Origin of the sequence: Brevibacterium metallidurans (assembly GCF_037101285.1) — a bacterium.
In the GTDB taxonomy this organism is placed as follows: Bacteria; Actinomycetota; Actinomycetes; order Actinomycetales; family Brevibacteriaceae; genus Brevibacterium; species Brevibacterium metallidurans.
Genome location: NZ_BAAAAF010000005.1, coordinates 180,908 through 207,519, shown reverse-complemented (window position 1 = coordinate 207,519; position 26,612 = coordinate 180,908). Strand labels below are relative to the sequence as shown.

Genomic DNA, 26,612 nt, shown 5'->3' with positions numbered 1-26,612 from the left:
AACACCATGACCAGAACCCAGCTCGCCGGCCTCGCCGGCCTCGCGCTCGCCGCCGTCACGACAGGCTGCGCATCGACGCCCCCTGGCAGCGTCGCAGCTCCAGCGGACGCCGTCGTCATCGACGTGCGCACCGCGCCCGAGTTGGCATCCGGTCACCTCGACGGCGCGGTCCTCCTCGACGTGTCGAACGGCGACCTCGCCGCGGCACTGCCCTCGCTCGACCCTGATGCGCCCTACTTCGTCCACTGCAGGTCCGGCAGCCGGTCAGCACAGGCGGTCGCGCTCATGCGCGAGGCCGGCTTCGCGGACGTCACCGACCTCGGCGCGCTCAAGAGCGCGTCAGCGGCGACCGGCCTCGCAATCGGGCGCTGACGCCGGCCCATCCGACCAACACGTATCCAAGGAGCAAGCCCGAACATGACCACCCGTGACATCACCCTCGAAACGATCGACTCGACCATCGCCGGCGACGGCATGGTGCTCCTCGACTTCTGGGCGGCATGGTGCGGCCCCTGCCGCAGCTTCGCGCCCGTCTTCGACCGAGCTGCCGCGTCGAACACCGACATCGTGTTCGGTAAGGTCGACACCGAGGACCAGCAGCAGCTGGCCGCGGCGTTCCGCATCACCTCCATCCCGACGCTCATGGCCTTCCGCGACGGGATCCTCGTCTTCTCGCAGCCCGGCGCGCTGGGCCAGGCCCAGCTCGACAGCCTCATCGCCGGCGTCCGCGCGCTCGACATGGACGACGTGCGCCGCCAGGTCGCCGAGCAGCGCGCAGCCGCCGAGGCGCCGTGACTTCCCGCCGCCGCGCCCCGGTCTGCGCTCCGGGAAGCATCGAACGCGTCGTGCAGGCCGCTGTCGGCGCGCTGACCGGCGCTTTCGCGCTCAGCAACCTGCACGACGCGCCGCTCGCCATCGCCGCCACGCTCGGCGCTGCGCTCCTCCTCACCGGCGCAGTCCGCGGCTGGTGCCCGGCATCGCTGCTCGCGCGAGTCAGTGCCACCGCCGCAGAGCACAACACGCTGGGCATCCCGGAAGCCCGCCAGCCGCTCGACCAGCGAGGCCCCCGCTAGAGCGCAGGCTTCAGCCGCCCCCTCGTGCTGCCTCGCCGATTGCTAGTCGTCGAGGACGTGTCGTGGGCCGTCGGTTCCGATGGTGAGGGCTCCGGCGCAGTGCGCCGAGACGCACTCGCGCCAACGCCGGGGCGAGCTCGCGTGCAGATCGGCCCGCCAGCGCGGCCGAGCAGGATCAGTTCATCGGCCACGATCCGATGCCGTCACCGCATCCGCTCCGGCTGGCGGTGCGGATGCTGCGCGATGTCCGCGGCGCGCCAGCGCGATCGTCCAGGCGACGCTGGCGAGGAGCAGTAGCCCGCCGGCCGCATTCCACGCGACGTCATGCGGCAGCAGCTCCCCTGCCTCAGCTCGCGCGGCGCGCGGCATGCAATGGGGGACGGCATCGACATGCGCCCAGGGTTGCACGGGTACGGATCCTGGCTATCGGCGGAGGCTCTGATCCCCATGGCGCCCGAGGCTTTCTGCGCTCGTCCGGACGTCCTTAACACTCCCGGCTCCGACACCACGTCCAAGACGCTCCACCGCGGATCGGAGAGCGATGGCGCGGCATGCGCCGGTGCGACACGGTCTCTTTGAAGCGACTCGATCGCCGGTCCGGGCCGCGGCGTCCTGCCGCTCCGGTGACGGCTCCCTCCGCCGGGGAGCTCAGCGCACTTGGCTTACCGCCGCGCCGCCGGCGGGACGCATGACGTCCGGCTTCTCGGTACCAGCGCGCGCAGAAGAGCGCCACGATCGCGGCCTCGATCAGCTGCCATGAGCTGCGCGCCGGCTGCACGTCACCGACGGATGAGGTGAGGCGCTCGATGCGGTGTCGAGTCGAGGCCGATGGCCGCGGTTGTCAGGAGGTAGCCCGCGAGGAGCAGGTGGGCGTGGACCGCCACGTGCACCAGCGAACCGGACTGCATCCAGCCGACCAGGGGTGTCGAATAGATCTGCCACAGTCCGCCGGCATTGAGACACGCTGCGGTGACGGCTCGCGTGTCGCCTCTCGCCTGGATGGACAGACGCGGGTCGGCGGGCGCCGCCCTCGCTCATCCACTCTTGTTCTCGAATACTCCTGGGGGTATAGTTGGATGCATCAGCGGGGACCGCGGATCGTGCCGGCACAAGCCTTCGGCCGACTCCCGCCCGCCCCGAGTCGCTTGGAGCAAGTCATGAGCTACGGCATCACCACGACAGTCGCCCTCCCCTTCGACGAAACGGTCACCGCGATCCGCGCGGCGCTCGCCACGCAGGGATTCGGCGTGCTGACCGAGATCGACATGGCGGCGACGCTCAAGGCGAAGCTCGATGTCGACATGCCCCCGCAGGTGATCCTGGGCGCGTGCAATCCTCCGCTCGCGCTCCGCGCGCTCCAGGCGGAGGAGTCCATCGGACTGCTACTCCCCTGCAACGTCACGGTGCGCGACGCCGGCGACGGTACGTCGGTCGTCGAGGCGCTCGACCCGAAGGTCATGGTCGGCGTCACCGGGAACGAGGCGCTGCGAGCGGTCGCAGACGAAGCGGCGGACCGCCTGGGCGCAGCGCTGGCCGAAGTCGGCAGCGGCAACGAGTGACGGCGCGACTGCGCCTTAAGCACGAGAACGGGGAGGTCGAAGCATGTTGATGGGCAACTGGAGCGGCATGGGCAACTGGAGCGGCATGGGCAACTGGGGCGGCATGGGCCCCGGAATGGGGTGGGTGTTCCTGCTCTTGATGATCGCGGGCATCGCGGCGCTCGTCGTCCTGACGGTGCGGCTCGCGACCGGCGGTCTGAACCGCGGAGGCCACCGGCCACCGGAGCCGCGAGGCGGATCGGCGCGCGCCATTCTCGACGAGCGCTACGCGCGTGGCGAGATCGACCACGCTGAGTACGACGAGCGAGTCGCACGCCTGCGCGACGCTCCTTGATGGAGCCGATCACCCGCCGCCAGGCTCTGCTGCTGGGCGCCTGCGGCGCCGCGGGCGTGGTAGTCGGTGGGCTCGGGCTCAGCAGCACGGGTCTGCCCTGGACCTCGCCCGATGCAACGCCCTCCGGGCCGCTGGCCGAGCCGAGCTCGCTGCGAAGCCGCGGGGGCGTGCTCCGCACCGAGCTGGTCGCCGCGGAGCACGAGAACGAGATAGCCGGCCGTAGGGCGCTCGTGCTCGGCTACAACGGCAGCGTCCCGGCCTCGACGTGGCGCGTGCGCCCGGGCGACCGCATCGAGGTCCGCCTCGAGAACCGTCTTCGCGAGCCGACCAATCTCCACACGCATGGGCTCCACGTCTCCCCGACAGGGAACGGAGACAATCCCCTCATCAGCCTCGCACCCGGCGAGGTGTTCGACTACCGCTTCGACCTTCCTCCCGACCACCCCAGCGGCGTGTTCTGGTATCACCCCCACCACCACGGCAACGTCGCCGATCAGATCTTCGGCGGCCTCTTCGGTGCCATCGTGGTCGAAGGCGACGCGCTCCCGGTCGCCCGCGAGCGGGTGCTCGTGATCTCGGACATCTCGTTCGCCGGCGGAGCCGTCGCTGCCGCTTCGGAGGCAGATCGCATGATGGGCCGGGAGGGCGACTTCCTGATGGTCAACGGTCAACTGCTGCCCGAGATCGTCGCGCGGCCGCGGGAGCGGGAGCGCTGGCGGATCGTCAATGCCTGCACGGCGCGCTACCTCCGACTCGCGCTGCCTGGTCAGCGGCTGGAGCTCCTGGGCATCGACTCCGGGCACGAACCGCGGCCCCGCGCCGTCGATGAGGTCCTGCTGGCTCCCGGCAACAGGGCGGATCTCCTGGTGACGATGCAGGCCGGAAGTGCCCAGCTGCGCACACTCGGCTACGACCGGGGCGCCGCCATGATGGGCGGGATGATGGCCGGCGGGGGCAGCTCCTCCGGCCCGGCGCTGCTCGCCTTCGTCGAAGTTCGCGGGCCCGACGCCGCGGTGCTGCCCGCCGTGCCCCCGCGCGCGCCCGACGCCGACCTGCGCTCCCGCACTCCCGACGCGCTGCGCGAGATCTCCTTCACCATGACCATGGGGATGGGCATGCCGCAGCAGGGCGGGATGATGGCCCTGGGTTTCGACGGGCGCGCATTCGACGCGGGGCGCATCGATCAGCGCGTCGGCGCGGAGACCGTGGAGGAGTGGACGATCCGCAACCCCACGCCGATGGATCATCCGTTCCACCTGCACGTCTGGCCGATGCAGCTGATCCAGGTGAACGGATCGGCGATCGACGGCACCCAGTGGCGGGACGTCGTGAACGTCCCGGCTCAGGGCTCGGTCGTGGTGCGCATCGACTTCGCACGGTTCACGGGCCTCACGGTCTACCACTGCCACATCCTCGATCACGAGGACCTAGGGATGATGGGAACGGTCAAGGCTGCATGAGCGGCGGCCAGCTGCTGGACACCGAGGTTCGCTACCTCACCGAAGACGACGAGTCGATCGATAGCCGGAGCGTTCGACCAGTTCAAGTCCGGTGGGCGACGGACCTATTTCCGTCCCCACTCTCCAATCAGTCACTTGCGTGGGCTCCCTCATCAGCGCCTGCCCAGCACGCTTACAGGGCACCGAGGCCAGCTCTCGAGCGTGCAGCCCTTCGCGGGGTACCCTCAGCGCATGCCATGCCCATGACCCCCCCCGCCGAACTGGCTGCACAACTCGGCCACGATGACGACGGGCGCGCAATCCGCGCCTTCTTCGTTACCCGACGACGGACGCGGGCACTTCAGCACACATCCCCTGCAAGCTGACGCCCGAGCAGGCCGAACGGGTGCGCGAGCGCTACGTCGCAAGGGCTGTCTGCTGTCGATGCCGCGCGGTGAGATAGAGCCGGTGCGCGGTGATGACGACCGCGAGCCAGCCCACTCCCAACATCCATGCGACGAGCACGTCGGTGAACCAGTGGTGGCCGAGGTAGATGCGGCTGATGCCGATGCTGACGGCGAACACCACGGCCACGGCGATGGTCGCGACCTGGACGACACGGCTCGACTGCCGCAGGAGCAGCATGTAGGCGATCGCGCACGCAATCGCTGTGGCGTTGAGCGTGTGCCCACTTGGGAACGAGGGCGAATGCTCGAACGGTGGCACGGCGTCGTTGAACCCCGGCCGCACCCGCGCGACGAGTCCCTTGCCGACGACCGTCATCAGCAGCGATCCCACGCCCGCGGCCCCGATGATCAGAACCGGCGCCCAGTTGCGGCGACGCAGCGTCAGCACGACGATGGCGAGCACGGCGATGATCGGCATCACGATCACGCCGCCGATGTTCGTGTACCACGTCACCGCCGTATCGAGCCACGGCGACCTAACCGTCACGAACGCCGCGAGCACCGGACGGTCCAAGCCTGCGACGCCGTCGGATTCTGTCACCGCGTCGTAGACCCAGGCCGCCGCGAGCGTCGCGAGCGCTGCGACCACCGCGCCGACCGCCAGGATGAGGACGAGAGCCGCGTGAGGCCCGAGCAGCTCGCTCAGGCGGTGGACCATCAAAGCGCCGACCCGGCCGGCGCGCGACGGCCAACGGGTCAGATCCTTCGTGCCCAGGTGGCGCTCGACCTCGACTTCCGCGTCGGGACCCGTCTGCTTCGGGTCCTCGCGATCCCGCTGCATCGATGCTCCTGTCCGCCGGCCTGGAGCGATCCTGGCACGGCGTTCCCGATCGAGCACGCCTGCGGCGCTCGCACCTGAGAGCGCTCTCAGGTGGTCTCAGAGTCGCCACAGTGCCGGACCGGGAGTCTCATCACATCGACTCGATCACCGGGTCGGCCCGGACCGGCAAGGGTTCGGAAACCGAACAGGAGCACACCATGAAGAACCTCAAGAAGAAGGCAGCCGTGACCGGCATCATCGCCACGACGCTCGCCTTCGGTGGAGCCGGCCTCGCCATGGCGGCGAACCCCGACAGCACGCAGCCGTCGTCCTCGGCGACCGACGAGCAGGAACCGTCGTACACGGGCACCGTGCAGGCGCCGCAGGACGCGACCTCCCCCGACGGCACCGACACGGAGCTGTCCGAGGCCGACGAGGCCGCGAGCCTGCAGAGCCTCGCCACGGTCACGCCCGAGGAGGCGACGGCAGCAGCGCTCGCAGCGGTGCCCGGCACCGCCGGCGACGCGACGCTCGAGGACGAGAACGGCTACGTCGTCTACGAGGTCCAGGTGACCGCGGCCGACGGCTCCGTGATCGAGGTCAAGGTCGACGCCGGCGACGCGAGCGTGCTCGCGCAGGAGGCTGACGAGCCCGAGTGCACCGACGAGGCCACCGAGAACGGCACCGAGCAGCAGGACGAGACGGGCGAGAACGGCGCCGAAGACCCCAACACCTGACCCCCGACCACCGCCGGCGGAGCAACGCGCTCCGCCGGCGCTGTCGCACGCTCAGCGTCAGTCCGATGAATCAGGAGAATCACACGTGCCCGACGTCTTCCTCGCAGGCCTGCTCGACCCGGTCTCGCTCCTCACCGGAGCAGGGCCGTGGGTGCTGCTCGCCCTCGCCGCCATCATCTTCGTCGAGACGGGACTGCTGTTCCCCTTCCTGCCGGGCGACAGCCTGCTGTTCGCCGCCGGACTGCTGAGCCCGCAGCTCGGCCTTCCCATCCCGCTCGTGCTGGTCGTCGCGGCGGCCGCAGCCATTGCCGGCGATCAGATCGGCTACCTGCTGGGTCGGCGCTACGGTCGGCGGCTGTTCTCGCCTGACGCGAGGATCCTCAAGTCCTCATATCTCGAGCAGGCGGACGCGTTCTTCCTCAAGCACGGCGCGAGAGCGCTCGTGCTGGCTCGCTTCGTGCCGATCGCGCGCACCTTCGTTCCACCGGTCGTGGGAATGTCCCGCCTGCCGTACCGCACCTTCGTCCTCTGGAACGTGCTCGGGGCGGTCGCGTGGGTCGCGATCGCCGTGCTCGCCGGGCGGTGGCTCGGCGGCGTGCCGCGGGTCGCGCACAACGTCGACGCCATCGCCCTTGCGGTCGTCGCGATCTCTGTCGTCCCGCTGGTGATCGAGGTGGTGCGCGCTCGCCGAGCGGCACGCCTGCGCGACGCGGACTGAACGACCACGGGAGTGGAGCGCGGCAGTCACAATGGAACGCATGCGGGTGCTGCTTGTGGAGGACGAACGACGGCTGGCCGAGGCGGTCCGACACGGGCTGATCGCCGAGGCGTTCAGCGTCGACTGGGCCGACAACGGCATCGACGGACTGTGGAAGGCCAAGGAGCAGCAGTACGACGTCGTGGTGCTGGACATCATGCTGCCGGGCCTCAACGGCTACAAGGTGTGCGAGGGCATGCGCGCAGCCGGCATCTGGACGCCCGTGCTGATGCTGACGGCGAAGGACGGAGAATACGACCAGGCGGATGCCTTCGACCTGGGTGCCGACGACTACCTGATCAAGCCGTGCTCGTTCATCGTGCTCGTCGCGAGGCTGCGAGCGCTCGTGCGCCGCGGCGCGCCGGAGCGGCCGGTCGCGCTCAGCGTGGGCGACCTTTCGCTGGATCCGGTGCGCCACCGCGTCGAGCGCGGCGGGACGGAGATCGCGCTCACGCCGCGGGAGTTCGGGCTGCTCGAGTTCTTGATGCGGCACCCCGGCGAGGTCGCCACGAAGACGCAGATCGTGGAGGCGGTCTGGGACGCGGCCTACGAGGGCGACCACAACGTGGTGGAGGTCTACATCGGCTACCTGAGGAAGAAGATTGACCAGCCGTTCGGACGCACATCGATCAGGACGGTGCGCGGTGTCGGCTATCGACTCATAGCTCGGGACTGACCTCTCGAGTCCGGGTCCGTCCGCGTCGTCACGCCCGGCGTCACGCCTCGCGCTGCCGCGGCAGCGTGACGCGCAGCGCAGCTCCGGTGCCGCTGTCGACGACCTCGACCTTGCCGCCGTGAGCGAGCACGATCTCCTTGACGATCGCGAGGCCGAGTCCGGTGCCGCCCTCGTCGCGGGCCCTGCTCTCGTCCAGCCGCACGAAGCGGTCGAACACGCGCTCCCGGTCGGCGGCGGGGATGCCCGGCCCGTCGTCGCGCACTTCGATGACGGCAATGCCGTCCTCGGCTCGCACACTCAGCGCCACCACCTCGCGCGCGTGCCGCACGGCATTGTCGACGAGGTTCCGGACGGCCTGGGCCAGCTGAGGCGACGACCCAGAGACGCGCACCGCCTCGATCCTCGCCTCGACCGTCAAGGCGGTGGTGGAGCGGATGCGGTCGCGCTCGGCCGCGAGCAGATCGTCGAGGTCGACGTCATGCTGCTCTCGGGCGAGCCCCCGCTCGTCAGCTCGGGCGAGCAGCAGCAGCCCGTTCACGAGCCGCTCCATCCGTGTCGCCTCCTCGACGAAAGCCTCCGCGGCGGTCCCAGAGAGCGCCCCGTCGGGATGGGCGACGACCGTCTCCCCCATCGCCTTGATCGTGGCGATCGGGCTGCGCAGCTCGTGGCTGGCGTCGGCGACGAACCGCCGCTGCGAGAGCTGAGCCGCCTCCAGCCGCCCCAGCATCCCATTCATCGTCACGGCCAGCCGGCCGATCTCGTCCTGCGCCGCGGGGACGGGCACGCGCTCGGTCAACTGCCGTCCGCCGATCGCGGCCACCTTCGCACGGATGGCCTCCACCGGCTGCAGCGAGCGACCAACGAGCCAGTACGTCGAGACAGCGACGACGAGCACAAGGATGGGGTAGCCGATCGCCAGCAGCGGCAGCACTGCGGCCGTGCTCTCGTCCACCGACTCGAGCGACTGCGCGACGAGGACGGTGTACGTCCCGGTCGGCGTCCCGATGGCGGCGCGCGCGACTCGGTACGCCTCTTCCTCCTCCACCGGCAGCGTCGCATCGTCCCAGACGATCCCGTCGGCGGGGTCGAGGGGCTGGCCGAGCGCAGGCTCACCTTCCAGGTCGGCCGACTGGCTCGCCACGTCGCCGTCGGCGGTGAGGATCTGCACGACCGTGCCCTGGCGCGACGCGCTCTGCGCGGTCGACCCTAGCGACCGCGCCAGCGCGTCGGCGCTCGTTCCAGCCGGGATCGCCTCGAGCTCGACGAAGACCTCCTCGGCGCGGTCCTGCACCGACGCCTCGACACTCGCGCTCAACGAGCGCCGCAGCAGCAGTACGAGCGCCGCCGAACCCAGCGCGAGCGCGACGGCGACGATGATGGTGGCGGCCAGCGCTGCTCGGGCTCGAACCCCGATGACGCCGCGCAGCGGCTCCGGCGCGCGAGACGAGCTCGTGCTGGTGCCGTGATTCATCGCTCCGCCCTTGCCATGGCCGAACGATATCCCAGCCGATTCAGCGGTGTGCTCGCGCCTGAGAGCGCTCTCAGGTGGCCAGGTCGGCCCGGATCGGCAGCGGTCCGCCGTGCCGCTCAGCCAATGGACGCGGGCACCTCGTAGTCGGTTGCGGCTAGGTCCAGCTGATCCGGTCCCGAATCGGCGTCGACGATCGAGACGGCGCTCGGACGTCAGACTGCTGAACCTGGGCGATGCTCATAGCCACGTCCTTCGCCTCCGGTGCGCTGAAACGGGCGCGCCAGACCTGCGCATCCACGGCGAGGCGCACCACCGCTCCATCGCGTTCGGCGAGCGGCTCAACAGCTCCGAGGCGAGCCAGGATGCGGCCCATCACCGGATCGTTGGGTTCGACGAGCATAGACCGCGCCATTCGCGCCGTTCGTTCGTCGGTCGCCAGTTCACTCAAGCTCGGCATCGTCGGTTCCTCTCGGCGTTCGTCACCGACGACGTGCGCCGACAGCCCTGGGGGATCAGCGGCGCGGAGGTGCGTTATGAACCGTCGCTGGCGTCGTCCATGATGAGCCCAGCCTCGACCAGCGCCGCTCGCACGGCCGTGCGGTGGACACCCATCCGGCGACCGATCGCCCGCATCGAGACTCCCGCTCGCGCAAGGCGCACGGCCTCCGCTTTCTCATCAATGCCGAGCCCGGGCCGACGGCTCGGTACGTTGCGACGACGGAGGTGGGAGAACACCGTGGCACGATGAATCCCGTACCGCTCGGCGAGCGCCTGGACGCCCGCACCTGCCAGGTAGTCGCCGACCAGAGCGTCCACCTCAGCAGCGGTCAGAAAAGTTTGAGCCGTCTCGACAGTCCTCACGACTGGCCCCCGATCGTCCCTCGGAGCGCTACTCCAGGGACGGCGCGAGACCTCGTAGACCCCACGATTCATGCGGTTGACTAGGGTCTTTGTCTTCGGGGAGGAGTTGCCGAACGTGCTACCCAGGCACCCCGAACGAGAGGCCCCGTGATCGCAGGATCATGGGGCCTCTGTCATACCTTGGGCGCATCCGCGGTGGGGGCAGTCGTCCCACCCACCGCAGCCGAGTATCGGCTGAGGACCCTGGGCCAACCGCGGTCGTACTCCTGGCGCGCAGCCACGGCGTCTGCGAACCGCTCCCATCCTGCGTGCTCGAGCACCACGAGGGTCTGGTCCCCGACCGCGGTGAACTCGACCGATACCTGGCTGGCCTGCTCGGGGTCGTGCCCGGGGTGCCAGTCGATCGCGAGTCGCTTCGGCGGCACCCACGGCGAGCATACCGACAGCGTCGGCAACCACTGGTGGTACCAGATGCAGCCCTCGGACTGGTACGCACACCAGCTTCCAATAACCATCGGCCCGCGCATCATCAAGCCCCAAGACCCGCGCATCATCAAGCCCCAAGAGTGGTAGTCAGGCCTCGGCGTACTGATACACTTGAGTCATACCACCCGGCCCCTCAGGGGCCGGGTTTTCTCGTCTTGGAGAGTTGACCATTCGTTCAACATCCGCGCCGGTTAAGCGTCCAGTGTGTGCCAATGCCCGGCGTGTGCGGTTCAACTCCGCAAAGTATGCCGTCACCCATGTTTGCTCGCCGAGCAGTGGCTCAAAGAGATCCCACCGCGTGAGGATGATTTGGGGCCTCTGTCATGCCTCGGGCGCATCTGCGGTGGGCGCAGTCTTCCCACCCACCGCAGCCGAGTATCGGCTGAGGACCTCGGGCCAACCGCGGTCGTACTCCTGGCGCGCGGCCACGGCGTCTGCGAACCGCTCCCACCCTGCGTGCTCGAGCACCACGAGAGTCTGGTCCCCGACCGCAGTGAACTCGACCGAAACCTCGCTGGCCTGCTCAGGGTCGTGCCCGGGGTGCCACGTGATGGCGAGTCGCTTCGGCGGCACCCACTCGGTCACCTCGCCCCAGGGCGAGGTCGTGCCGTCCGGTGCGGTCTCTACGAGGACACCGTCGACGAAGGCGACGGTCGCACCGGTCCCGGAGATGCTGAGTGAGTCGAGCGGCCACCAAGCGCCGATGCGCTCAGTGAACACTGCGAACGCGGTGGCGGGGTCGGCGTGCACGACGATTTCGCGGTGGATGGGTGGCAGGCTGCTCATGTCTCCTCCTGGTGGTCGGATTCGCGTTCTGCGATCACTCGTTCCGTTTCGGCTGCGAAGTCACCCAGCGCTGTATCCCACATGTCGACAAGCCACCGCTGAGCGAGGTCGAGGCCGCCGGGGGCGAGTGCGTAGAGGTTGCGGGTGCCGACGCTGTGATGCTCGACGAGACCGGCGCTCTGGAGCACCCGAAGGTGCTTGCTCACGCCGGGGCGACCGACCGGCAGTCGGTCGGCGAGTTCGCCGACGGGAAGCGGCCGCTCGCGCAGCGCCTCCACGATGCGTCGCCGCATCGGTTCGCCCAATGCGTCGAAGACGACTTCGGCTGATCCAGTACTGCTCATAACCGTTACTCTACGGCAACGGTTACTTGCAAGCAACCGTTGCTGTGGAGTAACCAATCGGCTCGAGTCCGACGGAATCGACGGCCGGGTTCACTGCAGTGCACTCAGCACTCGCACGTGATCGCTCCCAGCGGTGCGGTCAGCGGGTCGGGGGTGCGGGTGATCGGCCCGGAGTCGTCCTCGATGGGCAGTCCCTCGCGTGCCCAGTACTCGAAGCCTCCGATCATCTCCTTGACGCTGAATCCGAGCTTCGCGAATTCGAGGGCGGCTCGGGTCGCGCCGTTGCAGCCCGGCCCCCAGCAGTAGGTGACGACCGGCAGGTCGCGGGGGATCTCTGCAGGCGCTCGCTCGGCGATTTCGGCCGTGGGCATATGCACGGCACCCGTGATGCGTCCCTGTTCCCATGCGGCGGTGCCGCGGGAGTCGACGAGGACGAAGCGCGCTCCCCGGTGCTGGTCGGCATGGACGTCGGAGGGGTCGGTTTCGCAGGCGAGCTTCGCCGCGAAATGGGCGGCCGCCTCGGTGTGGTGAGTGGTCATGACCGCATGCTAGTGAGGTGAAGGCCCAGATGACAGACCGATCATCCGGTGATCATCTCGCCTCGGCGGGAGATTCGTGGCAGTCTTTTCGCATGGCCGCGAAACTCACGATCAGCCTCGACAAGGTCGACACGGCGATCCTCTCCGTGCTTCAGGACAACGGTCGTCTCAGCGTCGCCGAACTTGCGCGCCGGATCACGATGAGCCACTCGGCCACCGCCGAGCGCGTGCGACGACTCGAGGAATCGGGAGTGATCAGCGGCTACGGGGCGGAGGTCGACCCTGAAGCGCTCGGCTTCCCGATCATGGCGTTCCTCCGCCTGCGCTACCCGAGCAGCGATTACGACCCGCTCCATGCGCTGCTGCGCAAGCAGCCGGAGGTCATCGAAGCCCATCACGTCACCGGCGACGACTGCTTCATCATGAAGGTCGTCGCCACAGATATGCGCCACCTCGAGCAGGTCAGCGGACGGATCGGCACCCTCGGGAGCGTGGCGACCAGCGTCGTCTACTCCTCGCCCCTGCCGCCACGCCCCCTGCTGCCGCCGAGGTGAGTTGGACGGGTCGTCGGACTGAGCCGGACTGCCCGCCGGGCCGAGCGTGCGATGTTCCCGATCTGACACGTCATTTGTCGTCCCTGGCACCTCTGAGCAGGAGTGATGCGGATAGTGTTGGTCCGGTTGACGGGGCACACAGGATGGCCTCGCATGGGAAAGGACGAACATGACGCTCTCAGGACTCCGCTCGACTCGGGTCGCCTCGTACACCGCGGCCATCGGGCTCGCGGCTGTGCTCACCCTCTCGGCGTGCGGCTCCGCCGGCTCCGACGAGGCAGCCGGCAGCTCCGAGGACTCACCGGCGGCGATGACCACCGAGGAGACCCAGGCACCCGAGACCACCGCGGCAGCGGCCCCGGCGGGCGAGGGCACCGTGGTCAAGGTCGGCAAGGAGTTCACCGACAAGGAGACCGGCGACGTCGTCACCATCGTCTCCGCCGTCCGCAACAACCCCACCGAGTACTACGAGGCCAGTGACAATCCGGACGGCGAGATGGTCTACCTCGAGGTCAAGGTCGTTCCCGGCAAGGACTACGGCGGCACGATCAGCCCCGCCGACTTCTACCTCGACAGCGCCGGTGAGGAGGCCAACTACGCCTCGACCGCCGACGAGGAGGTCAAGAATGCCGGCTACACGTACTTCGAGTCCGCGTCGCGCCGTGACGGTGAAGCCACCGGCTACGTCCCGATCTACGTGAGCAAGACCGCCGACACCCTCAAGGGCTCCTACGTCCGCCCCGAGGCGAAGGTCCTCGGCGAGGACAAGAAGATCCCCGAGTTCCGCGGAGAATTCGAGGTTCCCGCGTCCTGAGCGACAGGCAGCGCACGAGTGGCCGAGGGGAACCGCCGATTCGGCGGTTCCCCTCGGTCTGCATTCACGGCTCTGTGGCCGCCTCTGCGCCGAACAGCCCATGCGTGCGCGGAGTTAGAGTGGGGCATGACCGAGTTCCCGCGCCTGCTCCACACCGTCCTCGACGCCGAGGACCCCCGTGGCCTCGCCGAGTTCTACCGGCAGTTCCTCGGACTGAACTACCGCACCGGCGACGAACCACCGGCCGACGGCAGTGCCGACGAGGCTGACTGGCTCGTCCTCGTCGACACTGCCGGTAACCGCGCGCTCGCCATCCAGCAGGTCGAGACCCTGGCGCCGACGACCTGGCCCGATTCTGCCGTTCCCATGCAGCTGCACCTCGACTTCACCGTCCCCGACACCGGGACTCTCGATATCCACCGGCAGCGAGCTCTCGACCTCGGGGCGCGCATCCTCCTCGACCGCACTGACGACCCCGACGAACCCCTCTACGTTTTCGCCGACCCCGCCGGACATCCCTTCTGCGTGTTCGTCGGCTGAGCACCGCAGCTGAACTCGCTCACCCCTGCGAGACGAGCTTCTGGAGGACCTGGAAGGCGACGGCGACGACGAGTGCGTTGTAGAAGAACGCGACGATGCTGTGGAGGAGGACGATGCGGCGGTCCGGCACCCCGCAGACCTCGACATCGGAGGTCGCGAACGAGGTGCCGATCGTGTACGCGAAGTAGAGGTAGTCGAGCCTCGACGGTGAGGTCGTCGTCGGGAAGCTCAGCTCGCGGTCGTCGTTGGCCGCCTCGGTGACCTCATAGATCTCCGCGAACGCGATGTGGAGCATAAGCCAGGAGAGGATGATGCCCCCGCTCGCCGCGTAGAGCAGCAGCGTCTGGTCCGAACCGGCTTCACCGGTCCCCTGCGCGACCATCGCGGTGATCGCCGCACTGATGCCGACGAGCGCGGCGAGCAGCGGAGGAACCCACAGCCACTTGACGACGACCCTCGCCTCATCCCGGTCACCGGCGGCAGGACGCGAGTCCCTCCACACGACGATGAACCCGACGATGAGATAGAGCGTCGTCACCGCCTCCCAGAGGAACAGCGCCCACAGCGCGTCCGTGAAGAGATAGATGAGGCAGGTGATGACGATGAGCACCTGTGCCGCACCGCTCGTCCACATTCCCTTCGACGGCCGAGTCGCCACCGTGATCGAGTCTTCAGCCATGGCCCGAATATACGTCACCCGCCCCTGAACCAGTCCCCGCCGGTTCCGCTCCCGCCCCAGCCGCTGCGGGTTCCGCCCCCACCCCAGCCCCCGCGCGTTAGAGTGAAGCGTGCCCGGATTCGACATCGCCCTCACCGTCGTCGGCAGCATCAACGCCGACATCACCGCGGTCACCGACCGCCTGCCCGCCCCCGGCGAGACCGTCGGCGGAGGCAGGCTCCTGCGCAGCCCCGGCGGCAAGGGCGCGAACCAGGCGGCTGCTGCGGCCCGCCTCGGCGCGCGGACTCGGATGATCGGCGCCGTCGGCACCGACCCGACGGGACGCGAGATGACCGAAGCCCTGCGGCAGGCCGGAGTCGACGTCGACCAGGTCGCCGAGGTGGACGCGGAGACCGGGACCGCGCTCATCACCGTCGACGCCCGCGGGGAGAACACGATCGCCGTGTGCGAAGGTGCGAACGCCCAGGTGAGCATCGCCGACCATGAGTTCCCCGCGACCGAGACCGTGCTCACCCAGCTCGAGATCCCGCTGGCGACCGTGACCGCGCTCGCCGCCGCCGTCCGCGGGTTCTTCGTCGTCAACGCAGCCCCTGCCCGTCGTCTCCCCGCCGAGGTGGTCGACCGTGCCGACCTCATCATCGTCAACGAATCCGAGTTCGCAGCTCTCCCGCAGCTGCGCGAGGCCCGCTCGGTCGCCGTGACCTACGGCGCTCAGGGTGCGGCTCTGTACGAACGCGGGAAACAGATCGCCGTCGCCCCCGCGCAGACCGTGACTCCCGTGAGCACCGTCGGCGCCGGCGACGCCTTCTGTGCGGCCCTGACGATCGGCCTGCGCGCAGGCCTGAGCGCCGAAACCGCCCTGCGAGCAGCCAACGCCGTCGGCGCGGCCGCCGTGACCGACCCGAGCGCGAGGCCGGCCTTCCGGGCCTTCGCCCATTTCCTGCCCGACGCCGACGAGGCCGGCACCGACGACACCGACACCGACGACACCGACACCGTCCACCCCGATTCAGGAGCCCGCCGATGACCGACTCAGCGACCTGCAGCGAGGCAGTTCCTATGCCGCTGCCGACCCCGGACCCGCCGAGCACCGACCCGCTCACCGGCCTCAGCGCCTTCCCGCTCACCCCGATCCGCGACGGAAGCCTCGACACCGACGCCTTCGCCGGACTCGTCGACCGTCTCGTCACCGCCGGCGTCGATTCGATCGCCCCGCTCGGCTCGACCGGCTGCGGGCCCTACCTCCACACGGACGAACGCGCCGAGATCGCGCGGATCACTGTCGAGCGTGCCGCAGGTATTCCCGTCATCGTCGGCATCGGTGCCCTGAGCACGCGCGACGTCCTGGCCAACGCCGCCTCCGCCGAGGCGGCCGGCGCCGCGGCCCTCCTGCTCGCCCCCGTCAGCTACCACCCGCTCACCGACGACGAGGTCGTCGCCCTCTTCCGCACCGTCGCCTCGACGAGCGGACTGCCCCTCATCGTCTACGACAACCCCGGCACCACCCACTTCACCTTCACCACCGACCTCTACGCCCGGCTCGCCGAGATCGAGACGGTCGCGGCGATCAAGATCCCCGGCCTGCCAATGAGCCCTGAGGACTGGCGGGCACGCGTCGCCGCCATCCGAACCGCCACCTCCGGCAGGGTCGCCGTCGGCGTCTCCGTCGACGCCTACGGTGCTGAAGGACTCATCGCCGGCTGCGACGCGTGGTACTCCGCGATCGGCGGCACCCTGCCCGGGCCCATGCTTGCAATCACTCGGGCCGCACAGTCCGGGGAGGCCGAACGCGCCCGCGAACTGTTAGTCCACCTCCAACCGCTGTGGGATCTCTTCGCCGCCCACGGCGGCAGCCTGCGGGTGGGTGCGGCGATCGCCGAGCAGCTCGGTCTCGTCAACGGTCACTGCCTGCCCGCTCCGCTGGCCCCGCTCGACGCCGAGGGCAAGGAGACGGTCGCCGCGCTCATCGCCGCCCTCGACCTGCACTGAGCGCCCGGTCAGCCGCCACCCGTTCACGCAGTCGTCATCTCCGGTTCCGAGCCGGGACACCTCACTCCATATATATGGAGAACTGCGGGCACAACTCACCCGCGCCCGCCTCGACTCGGAGAACCGATGACGACATCGAAGACAGTCACCGCCGCCCTCACCGCCTTCCTCCTCACCACCGGTCTGAGCGCCGGACTCACCGTCACCGGTTCTACCACGGCCACCGCGGCCGAGGTGCCGGAGCCGATCAGCACCTCAGCCCCGGATGCGCAGGTCGCGCTCGGCTACCTCGGCGCCTATGAGACCGGACAGTTCGACGAGTCCGCCGCAGAGATCACCGCCGTCTACGGCGACACCGTCTTCACCGTCAACGCGCAGGCCGCGACCGTCGACATCATCGACGCGAAGGACCCGGCCAAGCCGGTCAAGATCGGGGAGATCACCGGCTCCGGGACCGCGAACTCGGTCGCCGTGCGCGACGACGGCCTCGGCGTCATCGCCCTGGAGAACGAGGACAAGACGGCACCCGGGTCGCTGATGTTCTTCGACGCGAGGACCACCTCGGCGACGGTGCTCGGATCGGTCGGGGTCGGATCCCTGCCGGACATGGTCACGATCACCCCCGACGGCAAGCAGGCGCTGGTGGCCAACGAGGGCGAACCGGCCGATGACTTCTCGACCGATCCCGAAGGCTCGGTGGGCATCGTCGACCTCCCCGCCGAGGTGGCCGCCCCCACCACCGCGGATGTGCGGACCGCGGACTTCCGGGACTTCGAGGACGGCGGGTCGAAGACCCTGCCCGAGGGTGTGCGCGTGTTCGGACCCAACCCCAACGGGGACCTCCCGGTCTCCCGGAACCTCGAACCCGAGTACATCACGGTCGCCGGCGGGAAGGCGTACGCGAGCCTGCAGGAGGCCAACGCGATCGCCGTCGTCGACATCGCCGCCGGCGAGGTCGAGCGGATCATGCCGCTGGGATTCAAGGACTACGGCACGGCCGGCAACGGTCTCGACGCCTCCGACCGTGACCCGAAGGACGCTCCGACGGTGAACATCGCGACCTACCCGGGGCTCAAGGGCGCGTACATGCCCGACACCGTCTCGACGTTCTCCGCAGGCGGCACCGACTACCTCGTCACCGCGAACGAAGGCGACTCCCGCGAATGGGGCGACTTCGTCGACGCGGCCAGGGTCAAGGACCTCGGCGGCGACGGCCTGGCACCGGTGTGCACGACCTCACCGCTGGCCGACAAGCTCGGCGACGATCAGCTCGGCCGCCTCAACGTCATCACCGACCTGGGTCTCAGCGCCGACGGCAGCTGCTACGAGGAGCTCTACGCGTTCGGCGGCCGGTCGTTCTCGATCTGGACGACCGACGGCAAGCTTGTCGCCGACTCCGGTGATGAGTTCGAGCAGATGACCGCGAAGGCCATCCCGCAGTTCTTCAACTCCAACCACACCGAATCCAACCTCGAGGGCCGCAGCGACGACAAGGGCCCCGAGCCCGAGGCGCTGACGATCGGACAGGTGGGGGAGACGACGTACGCGTTCGTCGGCTTCGAGCGCATCGGCGGCATCGCCGTCTACGACCTGTCCGACCCGGCGAAGCCGACCTTCGCGACCTACTACAACAACCGCGACTTCTCCGTCTCCGTCGAGGACGAGATCGACGGGGCCGCCGATCCGGCCGGCCTGCTCTCGAGCGCAGGCGACCTGGGTCCCGAGGGGATCACGTTCCTCGAGGCCGCGCAGTCACCGACCGGTGAGGCCGCGCTCGTCGTCGGCAACGAGGTGTCGGGGACGACGAGCATCTACTCCGTCGCCGACCTCACCGACGACGGCGGCTCCGATGCTGGTGCCGCGGCGGATGCGGGCGCCGAGGCGGGGGCCGGGTCCGACGCCACCGCCGGGTCCGATGAGTCCGCCGGAACCGACGCGACTGCCGGAACCGACGGGGGAGCGGGCGGCGGTTCCGCCTCGGCGAAGGGCGGTGCCAGTGCGACGGGCACGGATGCCGGAGCGGATGCGAAGGCCGGCGAGGCGAAGGCCGACTCCGCAGGCGGCACAGCTGACTCCGCGGACGGCACGGCCGATGACAGCAATGCCGGGTCGCTTCCGCGCACGGGTGCCGACCTCGGACAGTACCTCCTCATGGGAGTTCTCGCACTGCTGCTCATCGGACTCGGCGTCACCGCCTTCGTTGTGACGAAGCGACGCTGAGCAAACTGACGCGGGTGGGGACGGTCGACGACCGTCCCCACGCGCGGTGGAGTCAGTCGATCTGCCCGATCGGTTCGCGCTTCTCAGCCTGGAACTGATCCTCGGCCCGGCCGCGCGCCCAGTAGGCCGAGATCGACAGGGAGTCGCGGGGAACCTCACGTTCCTTGAGGATCCGTCGGATCGCCTTGATCGTCTCCCTCTCGCCGTGGGCGAAGACCTGCGGTGTGCCCTCCGGCCAGTCGAGATCGGCGACGGCGGCGATGAGCGCCTCGTCGTCCTCGACCCACGTCACGGTGATGCCGGCGGGTACCTCGGGAAGCAGACGATCCTCGGCGTGGGCGACATTCGCGATGACGTGGCCCCTCGCCCCCGCGTCCATCGCCTCGAGTGCGGCACTCACCGCCGGAAGCGCCGTGTGGTCGGCGATGAGCAGATGCCACGGCGCCGCCGGTTCGGGACGGTAGGCGCCACCCGCACCCATCGCCACGAGGGTGTCACCGGGGGCGGCCGCCTTGGCCCACGGGCCGGCGATGCCCTCATCGCCATGGACGACGAAGTCGATCGTCAGCTGCTTCCTCTCCCGATCCATCTCCCGCACCGTGTACGTGCGATTGCGCGGCAGCATCTCGGGGGAGTGCTCGCGCAGGGCCGCGAGGTCGTAGGGCGGGACGAGCCCGAAGGCGGGATCGGCGAACATGATCTTGACGTACTTGTCGCTCGACTCGTTGTCCCTGATCGCGTCGAAGCCCTCGCCTCCGGCGGTGATCCGGATGAGGTTCGGGGTGATCGTCTCTCTCGAGACGACCGTGAGGATCGCCTGCGGGCGGTCGGGGCGCTTCGTGCGTTCAGGGGCGGCAGTCGACATCGGAGACCTTTCGTTCGCGAGGAGTTAGGTTCACCTTAGCAAACGTGCTCGAACTCTCGGTGCTGCTTCCGCGAACGCTCCGACCGCGCAGTCCGCCCGGCCCGTGGCCGCGCAGTCCGCCCGGCCGCGCAGTCCGCCCGGCCCTTGGCCGCAGAGTCCGCCCGGCCCGCAAGCCGGCTACGAGGTCTGGTCGGCGAAGTCGTCGCGGACGCGCCGCAGTCCGCGCAGATCGAGGTCGCGCAGCTCCTTGGGGGAGTCGACGATCTCGACATCGGGCAGTGCCGAATCCTGCCCGCTGCAGCCCATCGCGTTCTCGGGGTCGAGGAGGACGACGCGTTTGCCCTCGTCCTCGAGCCGGCGCAGCGCTTCGACGACCATCCGCCTGGCCACTTCGTTGATCGAATACACCCGGCGCATGTCGAGGGCGAAGACGTCGACGGCCTCGTCGGGGGCGGTGATCTCGCGCATGACGTTCTCCGCCCCGGCCCATTGGATGGCGCCCTGGAGGCTGACGATGCGGACCATGTCGCCCTTCGCATCGACGAACCGGCGGTCGCGGCGGATGATCGAACGGGCCGGCTCCGGGGCGTTCATGATGTGGAGGCCGAGGTCGGCCGAGAGCGAGCGGAAGATCTTCGCCCCGCGCACGCTCGTGCCGTGCTTGTCGAGCCGCGGTGAGAACGTCGCCATCCCGAGCTGACCGGGCAGGACACCGAAGAGTCCGCCGGAGACACCGCTCTTGGCGGGCACTCCGACCTCCGTCATCCAGTCCCCGGCGGCGTCGTACATCCCGCACGTCATCATCACCCCGAGCACCTGGCGGTTGACCCGGGGCGAGAGCACGCGCTCACCGGTGAGCGGGTTCGTCCCGCCCCCGGCCAGGGTCGCGGCCATGATCGCCAGGTCCTTGACGCTGACGAGGACCGAGCACTGGTTGATGTAGCCGCGCACCACCTCGTCGGGGTCGTCGGTGATGACCCCGTAGGAGCGGAGCATGTTCGCGATCGCGATGTTGCGGTAGGCCTCCTGCAGTTCGCCTGCGGCGATGTGCTCGTCGACGCGCAGCTGCCGGCCGGCGAAGCGGGAGAGTCCGGCGCGCACGATCTCCGTGCGCTCGGCGAGCGTCGCGCCCTCCCCGCCGAGGAGGGAGTGGACCGTGAGCGCCCCCGCGTTGATCATCGGGTTGAGCGGCTTGCCCGAGGTCTTGTCGAGCGAGAGTTCGTTGAACGCCTCACCGGTGGGTTCGACCCCGACCTTGTCGAGCACGGCGGGCAGGCCGAGCGCCTCGAGCGCGATCCCGTAGATGAACGGCTTCGACATCGACTGGATCGAGAACTCGAAGTCCGCGTCGCCCGAATCGTATTCGACGCCGTCGAGGGTGGAGATGCAGATCGCGAGCTTCGTCGGATCCGCGGCGGCGAGGTCGGGGATGTAGTCGGCGGTGGCGCCGCTGAGATCGTAGCGATGACGTTCGAGCGTCGCATCGAGGAAATCGGGGATGGGCGATCGCATGGCACCTCCTGCATCGTGTCGGTCGGGGATCGGCCGGGCGTTCGGCCCGACTGCCATTCTCACACACCCATCCGCCCTGCCGATGTGGGATCGCCCACCCCGCTGAGGCGGTCGCTGAGTACCCGGGTGTCCGCGCCGAGGCGGTCGTTCCCTACTTCGCCGAGGCGGTCGCCGGTGAACGCACGACGCCCCCGCACGTGACCCGTGCGGGGGCGTCGTCGGTGCGTTAGCCGGTGGGCTCAGGCGAAGAGCGGCGACCTCAGGAGGCGTCGGGTCGGTTCCGCGGATCCTGCGGATCGGTCGAGGGATCCCGGTCCGGCCGGACGTCGGGTCCCGGCTGACCACCGGCGGGTCCGCGACCATCGGCGGGGCCGCGCCCGTCTGCGGGTCCGCGTCCGTCGGTGCCGATCGCACGATCGGCGGCGTCGCGAGCACCCTGGATCTTGTCGGTGTACTTGCCCTTCGTCAGCGAATCCGCGGCGCCGGCGGCCTTGTCGAGGATCTGGTCGCTGAACTTCTCCACCTTCTCGGAGTTGAGCTTCTCACGGACCTTGGGATCGTTGGCGAGGTTCTTCGCCTTGTTGAGGAACTTGTCGAAAGCCATGATGAGGCCCTTCTTCACAGGTGCGGTTCACAGATGTGACGGTCACCACCGATCGTAGCCAGCGTGACTGAGTCGGTCCTGTCAATCGCCTCCACCGATCCTTATGACGTCCCAGACTCTTGCGACGCCCCACGCCCTACGACACCCCGGTCTCCTACGACGCCCCTGACCCTCCTGTCGCCGAGGTGTACCGCAGCGCCGCCTGCACCCGCGACTGCACGCCGAGCTTCGTCAGCACCCGGGAGACATGGGTCTTCACCGTCGCCTCGGCGATCCCGAGCTCCCTGGCCAGGGTCCGATTGTTCTTGCCCGCAGCGACCCCTTCGAGCACTTCGAGCTCACGCTCGGTGAGGTCCTCAGGCAGGGCCGCGACAGGCGGGGCCGACCCCGCATCCTCGGGCATGGTCGAGAGCATCGCGACGACGCTCGCGGTGACCTCGCCCGAGAGCACGGTGTCCCCGGCCGCGGCGCGGACGACTGCGTCGATGAGCTCCTCGGCCGAGGCGTTCTTGAGCAGGAACCCCGCAGCCCCTGCCCTCAGCGCCCCGAGGATAACCTCGTCGAGTCCGAACGAGGTGAGCATGAGCACCGTCGCGGGGGTGTCCCGCAGCTCCCGGGCTGCGGCGATCCCGTCGAGGTGCGGCATGCGGACATCCATGAGGACGATGTCCGGCGAGAGTGCCGCCGCCATGCTCACCGCGACCCGCCCGTCGGCGGCCTCCCCGACGACGGTGATGTCCGGTGAGGTCTCGAGCACCATGCGGATGCCGGCGCGCACCGCGCCGTGGTCGTCGGCGATGAGGACGGAGATCATGATTCGGCCCCCGCGCCGTCGTCCGGGTGCGAGGGCAGGTCGATGACGGCGGTGAACCGACCCGATGCGCACGTGAACGCGGCACTCCCACCGAGGCGGCCGAGGCGTTTGCGGATGTTCTCCAGTCCCCTCCCGGTGCCGATGAGCTCGCCGGCAGCACGGTCGGGCCCGGTGACGGGATTGGACACGGCGAGCACGCCCGGTTCGGGTGCGGTGATCGCCAGTTCGCGCGGGTGCGCGTGTTTGACGACATTGGCGATGAGTTCGGCGAACACCGGACGCAGGGCCTTCTCATCGTCACCGGTGAGCGTGCCGATGAGGTCGTCGCCGTGCACCTCGACCCCGACGCCGCGGGCGAGCGCGAACGTCTCGGCGACCGAGGACGTCGCCGGATCGGCTGCGGCCGGCTCGGCGCTGAGCACGTCGATCATCCGCCGCAGTTCGCTCAGCGCCCGGTCGGCGGAGGCGTGGATGGTGGTGAGCACCTCGGCGCGGATCCGCTCGTCGTTCGCGGCCAGGGCCGCCTGCGACTGCAGGGCGATCGCGGAGATGTGACCGGCGACGAGGTCGTGGAGGTCCTCGGCGGCAGCGGTGCGCACCTTCTGCTCGGTCAGCCGGGCGCTCACCTCGGCGGTACGGTGGGCGAGGACGGCGACCTGGGTCTGGGCGTCGGCCCGGGACCGTTCGGCTTCGGCGCGGGCCCGCTCCGCCTCGGCGGTGTTCCGGTGCTCGCGCACACTCGACGCCCACGCGGCGGGGAGGAAGACGATGAGGGCGGCGAGCAGGGAGAACTGGAAGGCCGTGGAAAGGTCGGCTCCGGCGGCGACGGCGAGGAGTCCCGTGAGGACCGTGGCCGCCCCCGCGAGCAGGGACACGATTCTCGCGACGGGCTTCGGGGCGTGCCCGACGAGGGCGAAGACGAGTTGGAAGACCAGCCACAGCGCGAAGTTGTGTCCGCCGGCGAGCAGGTCGATGCCGATGCCTGCGAGGATGCTCGTCGTCGAGACGAGGACGCGGGGAGCGTAGAGCGTGCCGATGAAACCGCAGATCACCAGGATCGGCTGCGCCACCGCATCGGGGACGACGTCGAGGGGAAACCACTGCTCCTGCGGTCCGAGGACGATGAAGAGGATCCCGATGCAGCTGAGCACGATCGCGGTGACGAGGTCTTCGACGTCGAAGGTCGGCAGCCCGGGCAGGCGGATCGATCGGGGAGTGGGCCTCGCAGCGGACATGATCTGAGTCTAATGATGCCGGGCGCCGAGGCGGATCATCCTAAAGTCGCATGCCCGGTGCGACTTCGGACCGACGCGCATGCCGGGTCCCGGTTCCTAGCCTGGGGGCATGGACTCACCACGCGTGCAGGGCGCCGCAGGGTTCTTCAGCGGACCGGCCGAGCTCCTCGAATTCGTCCTCCCGCTCGCCGCCGCCCAGGTCATCGGCGCCACCCCCGCCCAGACCGGGGCGCTGCTCGCCGTCCAGTTCCTCGTCTCCCTCCTCATGAGGCCGGTGGCCGGCGTCCTCGTCGACCGCGCAGGGAGTGAGCGGGGTACGCTTCTGCTCGCGGCTGCCGGGGCGGGATGCGGTGCACTCTCCTTCGTCCTCTATGCCGCCGCGACCACCCTGCCCCCGGCCTTCGCCGCCGCTGGTCTCGGGGGACTGGGCGGCGCGTACTTCTGGGTGGCGATCCGCGCCCACATCGCCTCACGCATCGACTCCGGAGACGACCGTTTCGCCGCACTCATGGAGAGCGAGTCCTCCGGTGCGTGGATCGCCTTCCTCGCCGGCATCCCGCTGTTCCAGATCGCCGGAGCGTCGGCGATGTTCCTCGCGTGCGCGGCCTCGTGCCTCGTCGCCGGTGTCCTCCTCGCGCTCACCGCCCTCACCGGCACCGACCGCCTCACCGGGACGGCCCGGCTCACCGGCACCGACCGCCTGGTCGCGAGACCCCTCACACAAGTCGACGCCCGGCACCTGCTGCGGTCCCTGCGCGGCATCCTCGCGCTCACGGGCGTCGTCGCCTTCGCCGAGGGCATCGTCTCCCTCCTCCTCATCCTCCACCTCATCGAGCGCCTCGGCTTCGACCTCGGCGCGATCGCGCTCGTCTACCTGCCTGGGGCGATCGTGCTCAGCATCGCCCCGAGGCCGCTGCACCGACTGGTCCGCCAGGTGCCTCCGCACCGGATCCTCCTCGCCGGTCTCGGCTGCTCCGCCCTATTCGCCGCGGCCCTGGTCACCCGTCCCGGCCCGGTGGCCCTCGCGGTGCTCTGGATCCTCTCCGCCCTGTGCTTCTCGCTGCTCGTCCCGCTGCTCGAACGTCTCGTCGCCGAGGTCTCCGGTGAGCACGCGGGTCGCGGGTTCGGGTGGTATCAGAGTGCGGACCTCCTCGGTTCGGCCGCGGGCGCCCTGGCCGCGGGTCTCCTCTTCGGGGCGGGCCTGTGGGAGGTCGCGACGATCGGGGCGGGACTCCTCCTCGTCGTCTCCGGCATCCTCGGCCGACGCAGCCTCCGTCCCTTCGACGCCGTCGCAGAAACATCCGAGCACACACTCGCAACACCGCACTCAGCCAGCGGGCCGCCACCCGACCGCACACCACCATCCGACCGCACACCACCAGAGCACACCGATCAGGGAAAGGGGCTGACCTCAGCCATGAAGAGAACCGCCACCACACTCGCCGTCCATGTGGGCATCTACCTCCTCGCCCAGGTCGTCTTCGCGTTCTTCGGCGCGAGCTGGCCGTGGGAGGTCATCACCGGCAGCACCTCGCCCGCGACCATTCTCACCTGGAACTCCGAGGGCACTCAGGTGCAGCGGTGGATCGGGTCGGCCTCGCGCATCTGGACGATCGTCGTCCTCGTCGACATCGTCTGGTCCGGCTACCGGATGATCGTGCCCAAGGACAAGAGCGACCGTGCCGAAGAGTGAGCTCCCCAGAGTCCGACGCTCACGTGAGCACGGCGCCCACCTGAGCACGACGCTCACTTGAGCGCAGCACTCATTTGAGCATGACGCCGGTGCCGTGGACGCTCACCCGCAGACCGTCGTCGACGGGTTTGATGTCGGTGAGCTCGAGACCCGCAGGCAGGGCCTCGAGGTCGATGACGATGTCGGAGATCGACGAGGTGAGGAACCCCGGCAGGCTCGAGAGGTCGACCTCGGCCGAACCGAGGGTGATCGTCGAGGCGGAGACGAGGATCTGCCGACCGCTCGCGCGCGCGTCGATGCCGATGCGCACATCCTGACCGAGCAGCGAACCGGTGAGGATGAGCCGACTGCCCTCCGTCGTGAACGACATGCCCGCAGGCAGGGACGCCTTCTCCTTCGCCAGGGTGTCGATCGTCGACAGCGGCAGCGTCGCCTCGGCGTCGACCGTGCCGATCGGGCGGGAGGTGTCGGTGGGGACGTCGAAGAGCTTCGCATCGACGCTGGAGAACTCGATGTTCTCGTACTTCGCGCTCGCCGCCTTCACCCGCACCGAGTCGAGACGGCCCGCGGCGAGCTGAGTGAGGACGGGGAAGCCCTCGACGGTGACGTCGGCGTCGCCGTAGGACTTCAGTCCCTCGGCGATCCGCTGTTCGGTGAGGCCCGCGACGATCCGGTCGGCGGCGATGGCCCCGACGACGAGCGTGAGGACGACGACGATCCCGGAGACGATGAGGGATCGGCGGCGGCTGCGGGGGCGAGGGTACTCACGAGTCGGCATGGCCGCCATTCTTCCATCGCTGCGAC

Annotated in this window: 32 protein-coding genes; 16 read left to right on the top strand and 16 right to left on the bottom strand. The window is 69.4% G+C overall.

The genetic code is table 11. From position 1 onward, the window contains the following. The first annotated feature begins 6 nt into the window (after window positions 1-6). Genes AACX88_RS08920 through AACX88_RS08910 form a run of 3 tightly spaced genes read left to right on the top strand, consistent with a single transcriptional unit; the run spans window position 7 to window position 1,073 of the window. Window positions 7-372 (top strand): rhodanese-like domain-containing protein, encoded by a 366-nt coding sequence (locus AACX88_RS08920; protein ID WP_016465084.1) that lies wholly within the window; start codon window positions 7-9, stop codon window positions 370-372. Between the two features lie 45 nt (window positions 373-417). Next, window positions 418-795, top strand: a complete 378-nt coding sequence (gene trxA, locus AACX88_RS08915; protein WP_168916117.1) for a thioredoxin — start codon at window positions 418-420, stop codon at window positions 793-795. Then, window positions 792-1,073, top strand: coding sequence for a YgaP-like transmembrane domain (locus tag AACX88_RS08910; RefSeq protein ID WP_016465082.1), 282 nt, complete (start codon window positions 792-794; stop codon window positions 1,071-1,073). The genes trxA and AACX88_RS08910 overlap by 4 nt, the downstream gene beginning before the upstream one ends. Window positions 1,074-1,852: 779 nt before the next feature. Here the strand turns inward: AACX88_RS08910 and AACX88_RS17645 are convergent. Then, the gene (locus tag AACX88_RS17645; protein WP_422614423.1) at window positions 1,853-2,074 is read right to left on the bottom strand and encodes a cytochrome c oxidase assembly protein; all 222 of its coding nucleotides are present in this window, start codon (window positions 2,072-2,074) and stop codon (window positions 1,853-1,855) included. Window positions 2,075-2,230: 156 nt separating this feature from the next. Here AACX88_RS17645 and AACX88_RS08905 point away from each other — a divergent pair, with 156 nt between their 5' ends. The 3 genes from AACX88_RS08905 to AACX88_RS08895 are packed head-to-tail and all read left to right on the top strand — an operon-like array spanning window position 2,231 to window position 4,426. Continuing rightward, window positions 2,231-2,632, top strand: coding sequence for a DUF302 domain-containing protein (locus AACX88_RS08905; RefSeq protein ID WP_016465080.1), 402 nt, complete (start codon window positions 2,231-2,233; stop codon window positions 2,630-2,632). Window positions 2,633-2,675: 43 nt separating this feature from the next. After that, a complete protein-coding gene (locus AACX88_RS08900; protein WP_016465079.1) occupies window positions 2,676-2,966 on the top strand; it encodes an SHOCT domain-containing protein in 291 nt (96 codons plus the stop codon). Next, a complete protein-coding gene (locus tag AACX88_RS08895) occupies window positions 2,966-4,426 on the top strand; it encodes a multicopper oxidase family protein (RefSeq protein ID WP_123046344.1) in 1,461 nt (486 codons plus the stop codon). The genes AACX88_RS08900 and AACX88_RS08895 overlap by 1 nt, the downstream gene beginning before the upstream one ends. Before the next feature lie 396 nt (window positions 4,427-4,822). Here the strand turns inward: AACX88_RS08895 and AACX88_RS08890 are convergent, their stop codons facing one another. Continuing rightward, window positions 4,823-5,653: a phosphatase PAP2 family protein gene (locus tag AACX88_RS08890; protein ID WP_339392674.1), complete on the bottom strand. Its 831-nt coding sequence runs from the start codon at window positions 5,651-5,653 to the stop codon at window positions 4,823-4,825. Between the two features lie 197 nt (window positions 5,654-5,850). Here AACX88_RS08890 and AACX88_RS08885 point away from each other — a divergent pair, with 197 nt between their 5' ends. The 3 genes from AACX88_RS08885 (at window position 5,851) to AACX88_RS08875 (ending at window position 7,802) form a co-directional block, all read left to right on the top strand. Next, window positions 5,851-6,369 carry a PepSY domain-containing protein gene (locus AACX88_RS08885; protein WP_016465076.1) on the top strand — a complete coding sequence of 173 codons (519 nt, stop codon included), beginning with the start codon at window positions 5,851-5,853 and terminating at the stop codon, window positions 6,367-6,369. A gap of 85 nt (window positions 6,370-6,454) precedes the next feature. Then, window positions 6,455-7,087: a VTT domain-containing protein gene (locus tag AACX88_RS08880; protein WP_016465075.1), complete on the top strand. Its 633-nt coding sequence runs from the start codon at window positions 6,455-6,457 to the stop codon at window positions 7,085-7,087. A 40-nt stretch (window positions 7,088-7,127) separates the two neighbouring features. Next, a complete protein-coding gene (locus AACX88_RS08875) occupies window positions 7,128-7,802 on the top strand; it encodes a response regulator transcription factor (protein ID WP_033107200.1) in 675 nt (224 codons plus the stop codon). 40 nt (window positions 7,803-7,842) lie between these two features. Here AACX88_RS08875 and AACX88_RS08870 read toward each other — a convergent pair whose 3' ends face one another. The 7 genes from AACX88_RS08870 to AACX88_RS08840 all read right to left on the bottom strand — a co-directional run bounded on the left by AACX88_RS08870 (window position 7,843) and on the right by AACX88_RS08840 (window position 12,289). Beyond that, window positions 7,843-9,273, bottom strand: a complete 1,431-nt coding sequence (locus AACX88_RS08870) for a sensor histidine kinase (protein ID WP_339392673.1) — start codon at window positions 9,271-9,273, stop codon at window positions 7,843-7,845. A gap of 154 nt (window positions 9,274-9,427) precedes the next feature. Further along, a complete protein-coding gene (locus AACX88_RS08865; RefSeq protein WP_339392672.1) occupies window positions 9,428-9,730 on the bottom strand; it encodes a hypothetical protein in 303 nt (100 codons plus the stop codon). 74 nt (window positions 9,731-9,804) lie between these two features. Further along, a complete protein-coding gene (locus tag AACX88_RS08860) occupies window positions 9,805-10,089 on the bottom strand; it encodes a hypothetical protein (protein WP_339392671.1) in 285 nt (94 codons plus the stop codon). A 218-nt stretch (window positions 10,090-10,307) separates the two neighbouring features. Then, a complete protein-coding gene (locus tag AACX88_RS08855; RefSeq protein WP_339392670.1) occupies window positions 10,308-10,649 on the bottom strand; it encodes an SRPBCC domain-containing protein in 342 nt (113 codons plus the stop codon). 292 nt (window positions 10,650-10,941) lie between these two features. After that, window positions 10,942-11,406, bottom strand: a complete 465-nt coding sequence (locus tag AACX88_RS08850; RefSeq protein ID WP_339392669.1) for an SRPBCC domain-containing protein — start codon at window positions 11,404-11,406, stop codon at window positions 10,942-10,944. After that, complete coding sequence (locus AACX88_RS08845) at window positions 11,403-11,750, bottom strand: ArsR/SmtB family transcription factor (protein WP_339392668.1); 348 nt, start codon at window positions 11,748-11,750, stop codon at window positions 11,403-11,405. The genes AACX88_RS08850 and AACX88_RS08845 overlap by 4 nt, the downstream gene beginning before the upstream one ends. A 104-nt stretch (window positions 11,751-11,854) precedes the next feature. Next, a complete protein-coding gene (locus AACX88_RS08840; RefSeq protein ID WP_339392667.1) occupies window positions 11,855-12,289 on the bottom strand; it encodes a rhodanese-like domain-containing protein in 435 nt (144 codons plus the stop codon). A 92-nt stretch (window positions 12,290-12,381) separates the two neighbouring features. Between AACX88_RS08840 and AACX88_RS08835 the strand changes: the two genes are divergently transcribed. The 3 genes from AACX88_RS08835 (at window position 12,382) to AACX88_RS08825 (ending at window position 14,197) form a co-directional block, all read left to right on the top strand. Next, window positions 12,382-12,843, top strand: a complete 462-nt coding sequence (locus tag AACX88_RS08835) for an Lrp/AsnC family transcriptional regulator (protein ID WP_339392666.1) — start codon at window positions 12,382-12,384, stop codon at window positions 12,841-12,843. Window positions 12,844-13,012: 169 nt separating this feature from the next. Further along, entirely contained in the window at window positions 13,013-13,657 is a 645-nt protein-coding gene (locus AACX88_RS08830) for a hypothetical protein (protein ID WP_339392665.1), read from the top strand. A gap of 126 nt (window positions 13,658-13,783) precedes the next feature. Then, entirely contained in the window at window positions 13,784-14,197 is a 414-nt protein-coding gene (locus tag AACX88_RS08825; protein ID WP_339392664.1) for a VOC family protein, read from the top strand. 19 nt (window positions 14,198-14,216) lie between these two features. Here AACX88_RS08825 and AACX88_RS08820 read toward each other — a convergent pair whose 3' ends face one another. Beyond that, entirely contained in the window at window positions 14,217-14,876 is a 660-nt protein-coding gene (locus AACX88_RS08820; protein ID WP_339392663.1) for a DUF1345 domain-containing protein, read from the bottom strand. A gap of 109 nt (window positions 14,877-14,985) precedes the next feature. Here AACX88_RS08820 and AACX88_RS08815 point away from each other — a divergent pair, with 109 nt between their 5' ends. From AACX88_RS08815 to AACX88_RS08805, 3 genes are all read left to right on the top strand, one after another. Continuing rightward, window positions 14,986-15,903 carry a ribokinase gene (locus tag AACX88_RS08815; protein WP_339392662.1) on the top strand — a complete coding sequence of 306 codons (918 nt, stop codon included), beginning with the start codon at window positions 14,986-14,988 and terminating at the stop codon, window positions 15,901-15,903. Then, a complete protein-coding gene (locus AACX88_RS08810; RefSeq protein ID WP_339392661.1) occupies window positions 15,900-16,865 on the top strand; it encodes a dihydrodipicolinate synthase family protein in 966 nt (321 codons plus the stop codon). Before AACX88_RS08815 ends, AACX88_RS08810 begins: the two co-directional genes overlap by 4 nt. Before the next feature lie 126 nt (window positions 16,866-16,991). Then, on the top strand, window positions 16,992-19,085 hold the full coding sequence (locus tag AACX88_RS08805; protein WP_339392660.1) for a choice-of-anchor I family protein: 2,094 nt from the start codon (window positions 16,992-16,994) through the stop codon (window positions 19,083-19,085). Window positions 19,086-19,137: 52 nt separating this feature from the next. Here the strand turns inward: AACX88_RS08805 and AACX88_RS08800 are convergent, their stop codons facing one another. From AACX88_RS08800 to AACX88_RS08780, 5 genes are all read right to left on the bottom strand, one after another. Next, a complete protein-coding gene (locus AACX88_RS08800) occupies window positions 19,138-19,950 on the bottom strand; it encodes a siderophore-interacting protein (RefSeq protein WP_339392659.1) in 813 nt (270 codons plus the stop codon). Between the two features lie 177 nt (window positions 19,951-20,127). After that, window positions 20,128-21,462: a glutaminase gene (locus AACX88_RS08795; RefSeq protein ID WP_339392658.1), complete on the bottom strand. Its 1,335-nt coding sequence runs from the start codon at window positions 21,460-21,462 to the stop codon at window positions 20,128-20,130. A 259-nt stretch (window positions 21,463-21,721) separates the two neighbouring features. Then, window positions 21,722-22,066 (bottom strand): antitoxin, encoded by a 345-nt coding sequence (locus AACX88_RS08790; RefSeq protein WP_339392657.1) that lies wholly within the window; start codon window positions 22,064-22,066, stop codon window positions 21,722-21,724. Window positions 22,067-22,220: 154 nt separating this feature from the next. Beyond that, the gene (locus tag AACX88_RS08785) at window positions 22,221-22,880 is read right to left on the bottom strand and encodes a response regulator (protein WP_339392656.1); all 660 of its coding nucleotides are present in this window, start codon (window positions 22,878-22,880) and stop codon (window positions 22,221-22,223) included. Continuing rightward, complete coding sequence (locus AACX88_RS08780; protein WP_339392655.1) at window positions 22,877-24,115, bottom strand: sensor histidine kinase; 1,239 nt, start codon at window positions 24,113-24,115, stop codon at window positions 22,877-22,879. Before AACX88_RS08780 ends, AACX88_RS08785 begins: the two co-directional genes overlap by 4 nt. 109 nt (window positions 24,116-24,224) lie before the next feature. On the opposite strand from AACX88_RS08780, the gene AACX88_RS08775 reads away from it, so the two are divergent. Next, entirely contained in the window at window positions 24,225-25,808 is a 1,584-nt protein-coding gene (locus AACX88_RS08775; protein ID WP_339392654.1) for an MFS transporter, read from the top strand. A gap of 70 nt (window positions 25,809-25,878) precedes the next feature. Here AACX88_RS08775 and AACX88_RS08770 read toward each other — a convergent pair whose 3' ends face one another. Beyond that, window positions 25,879-26,586, bottom strand: a complete 708-nt coding sequence (locus AACX88_RS08770; protein ID WP_339392653.1) for an LmeA family phospholipid-binding protein — start codon at window positions 26,584-26,586, stop codon at window positions 25,879-25,881. Between the last annotated feature and the right edge of the window lie 26 nt (window positions 26,587-26,612).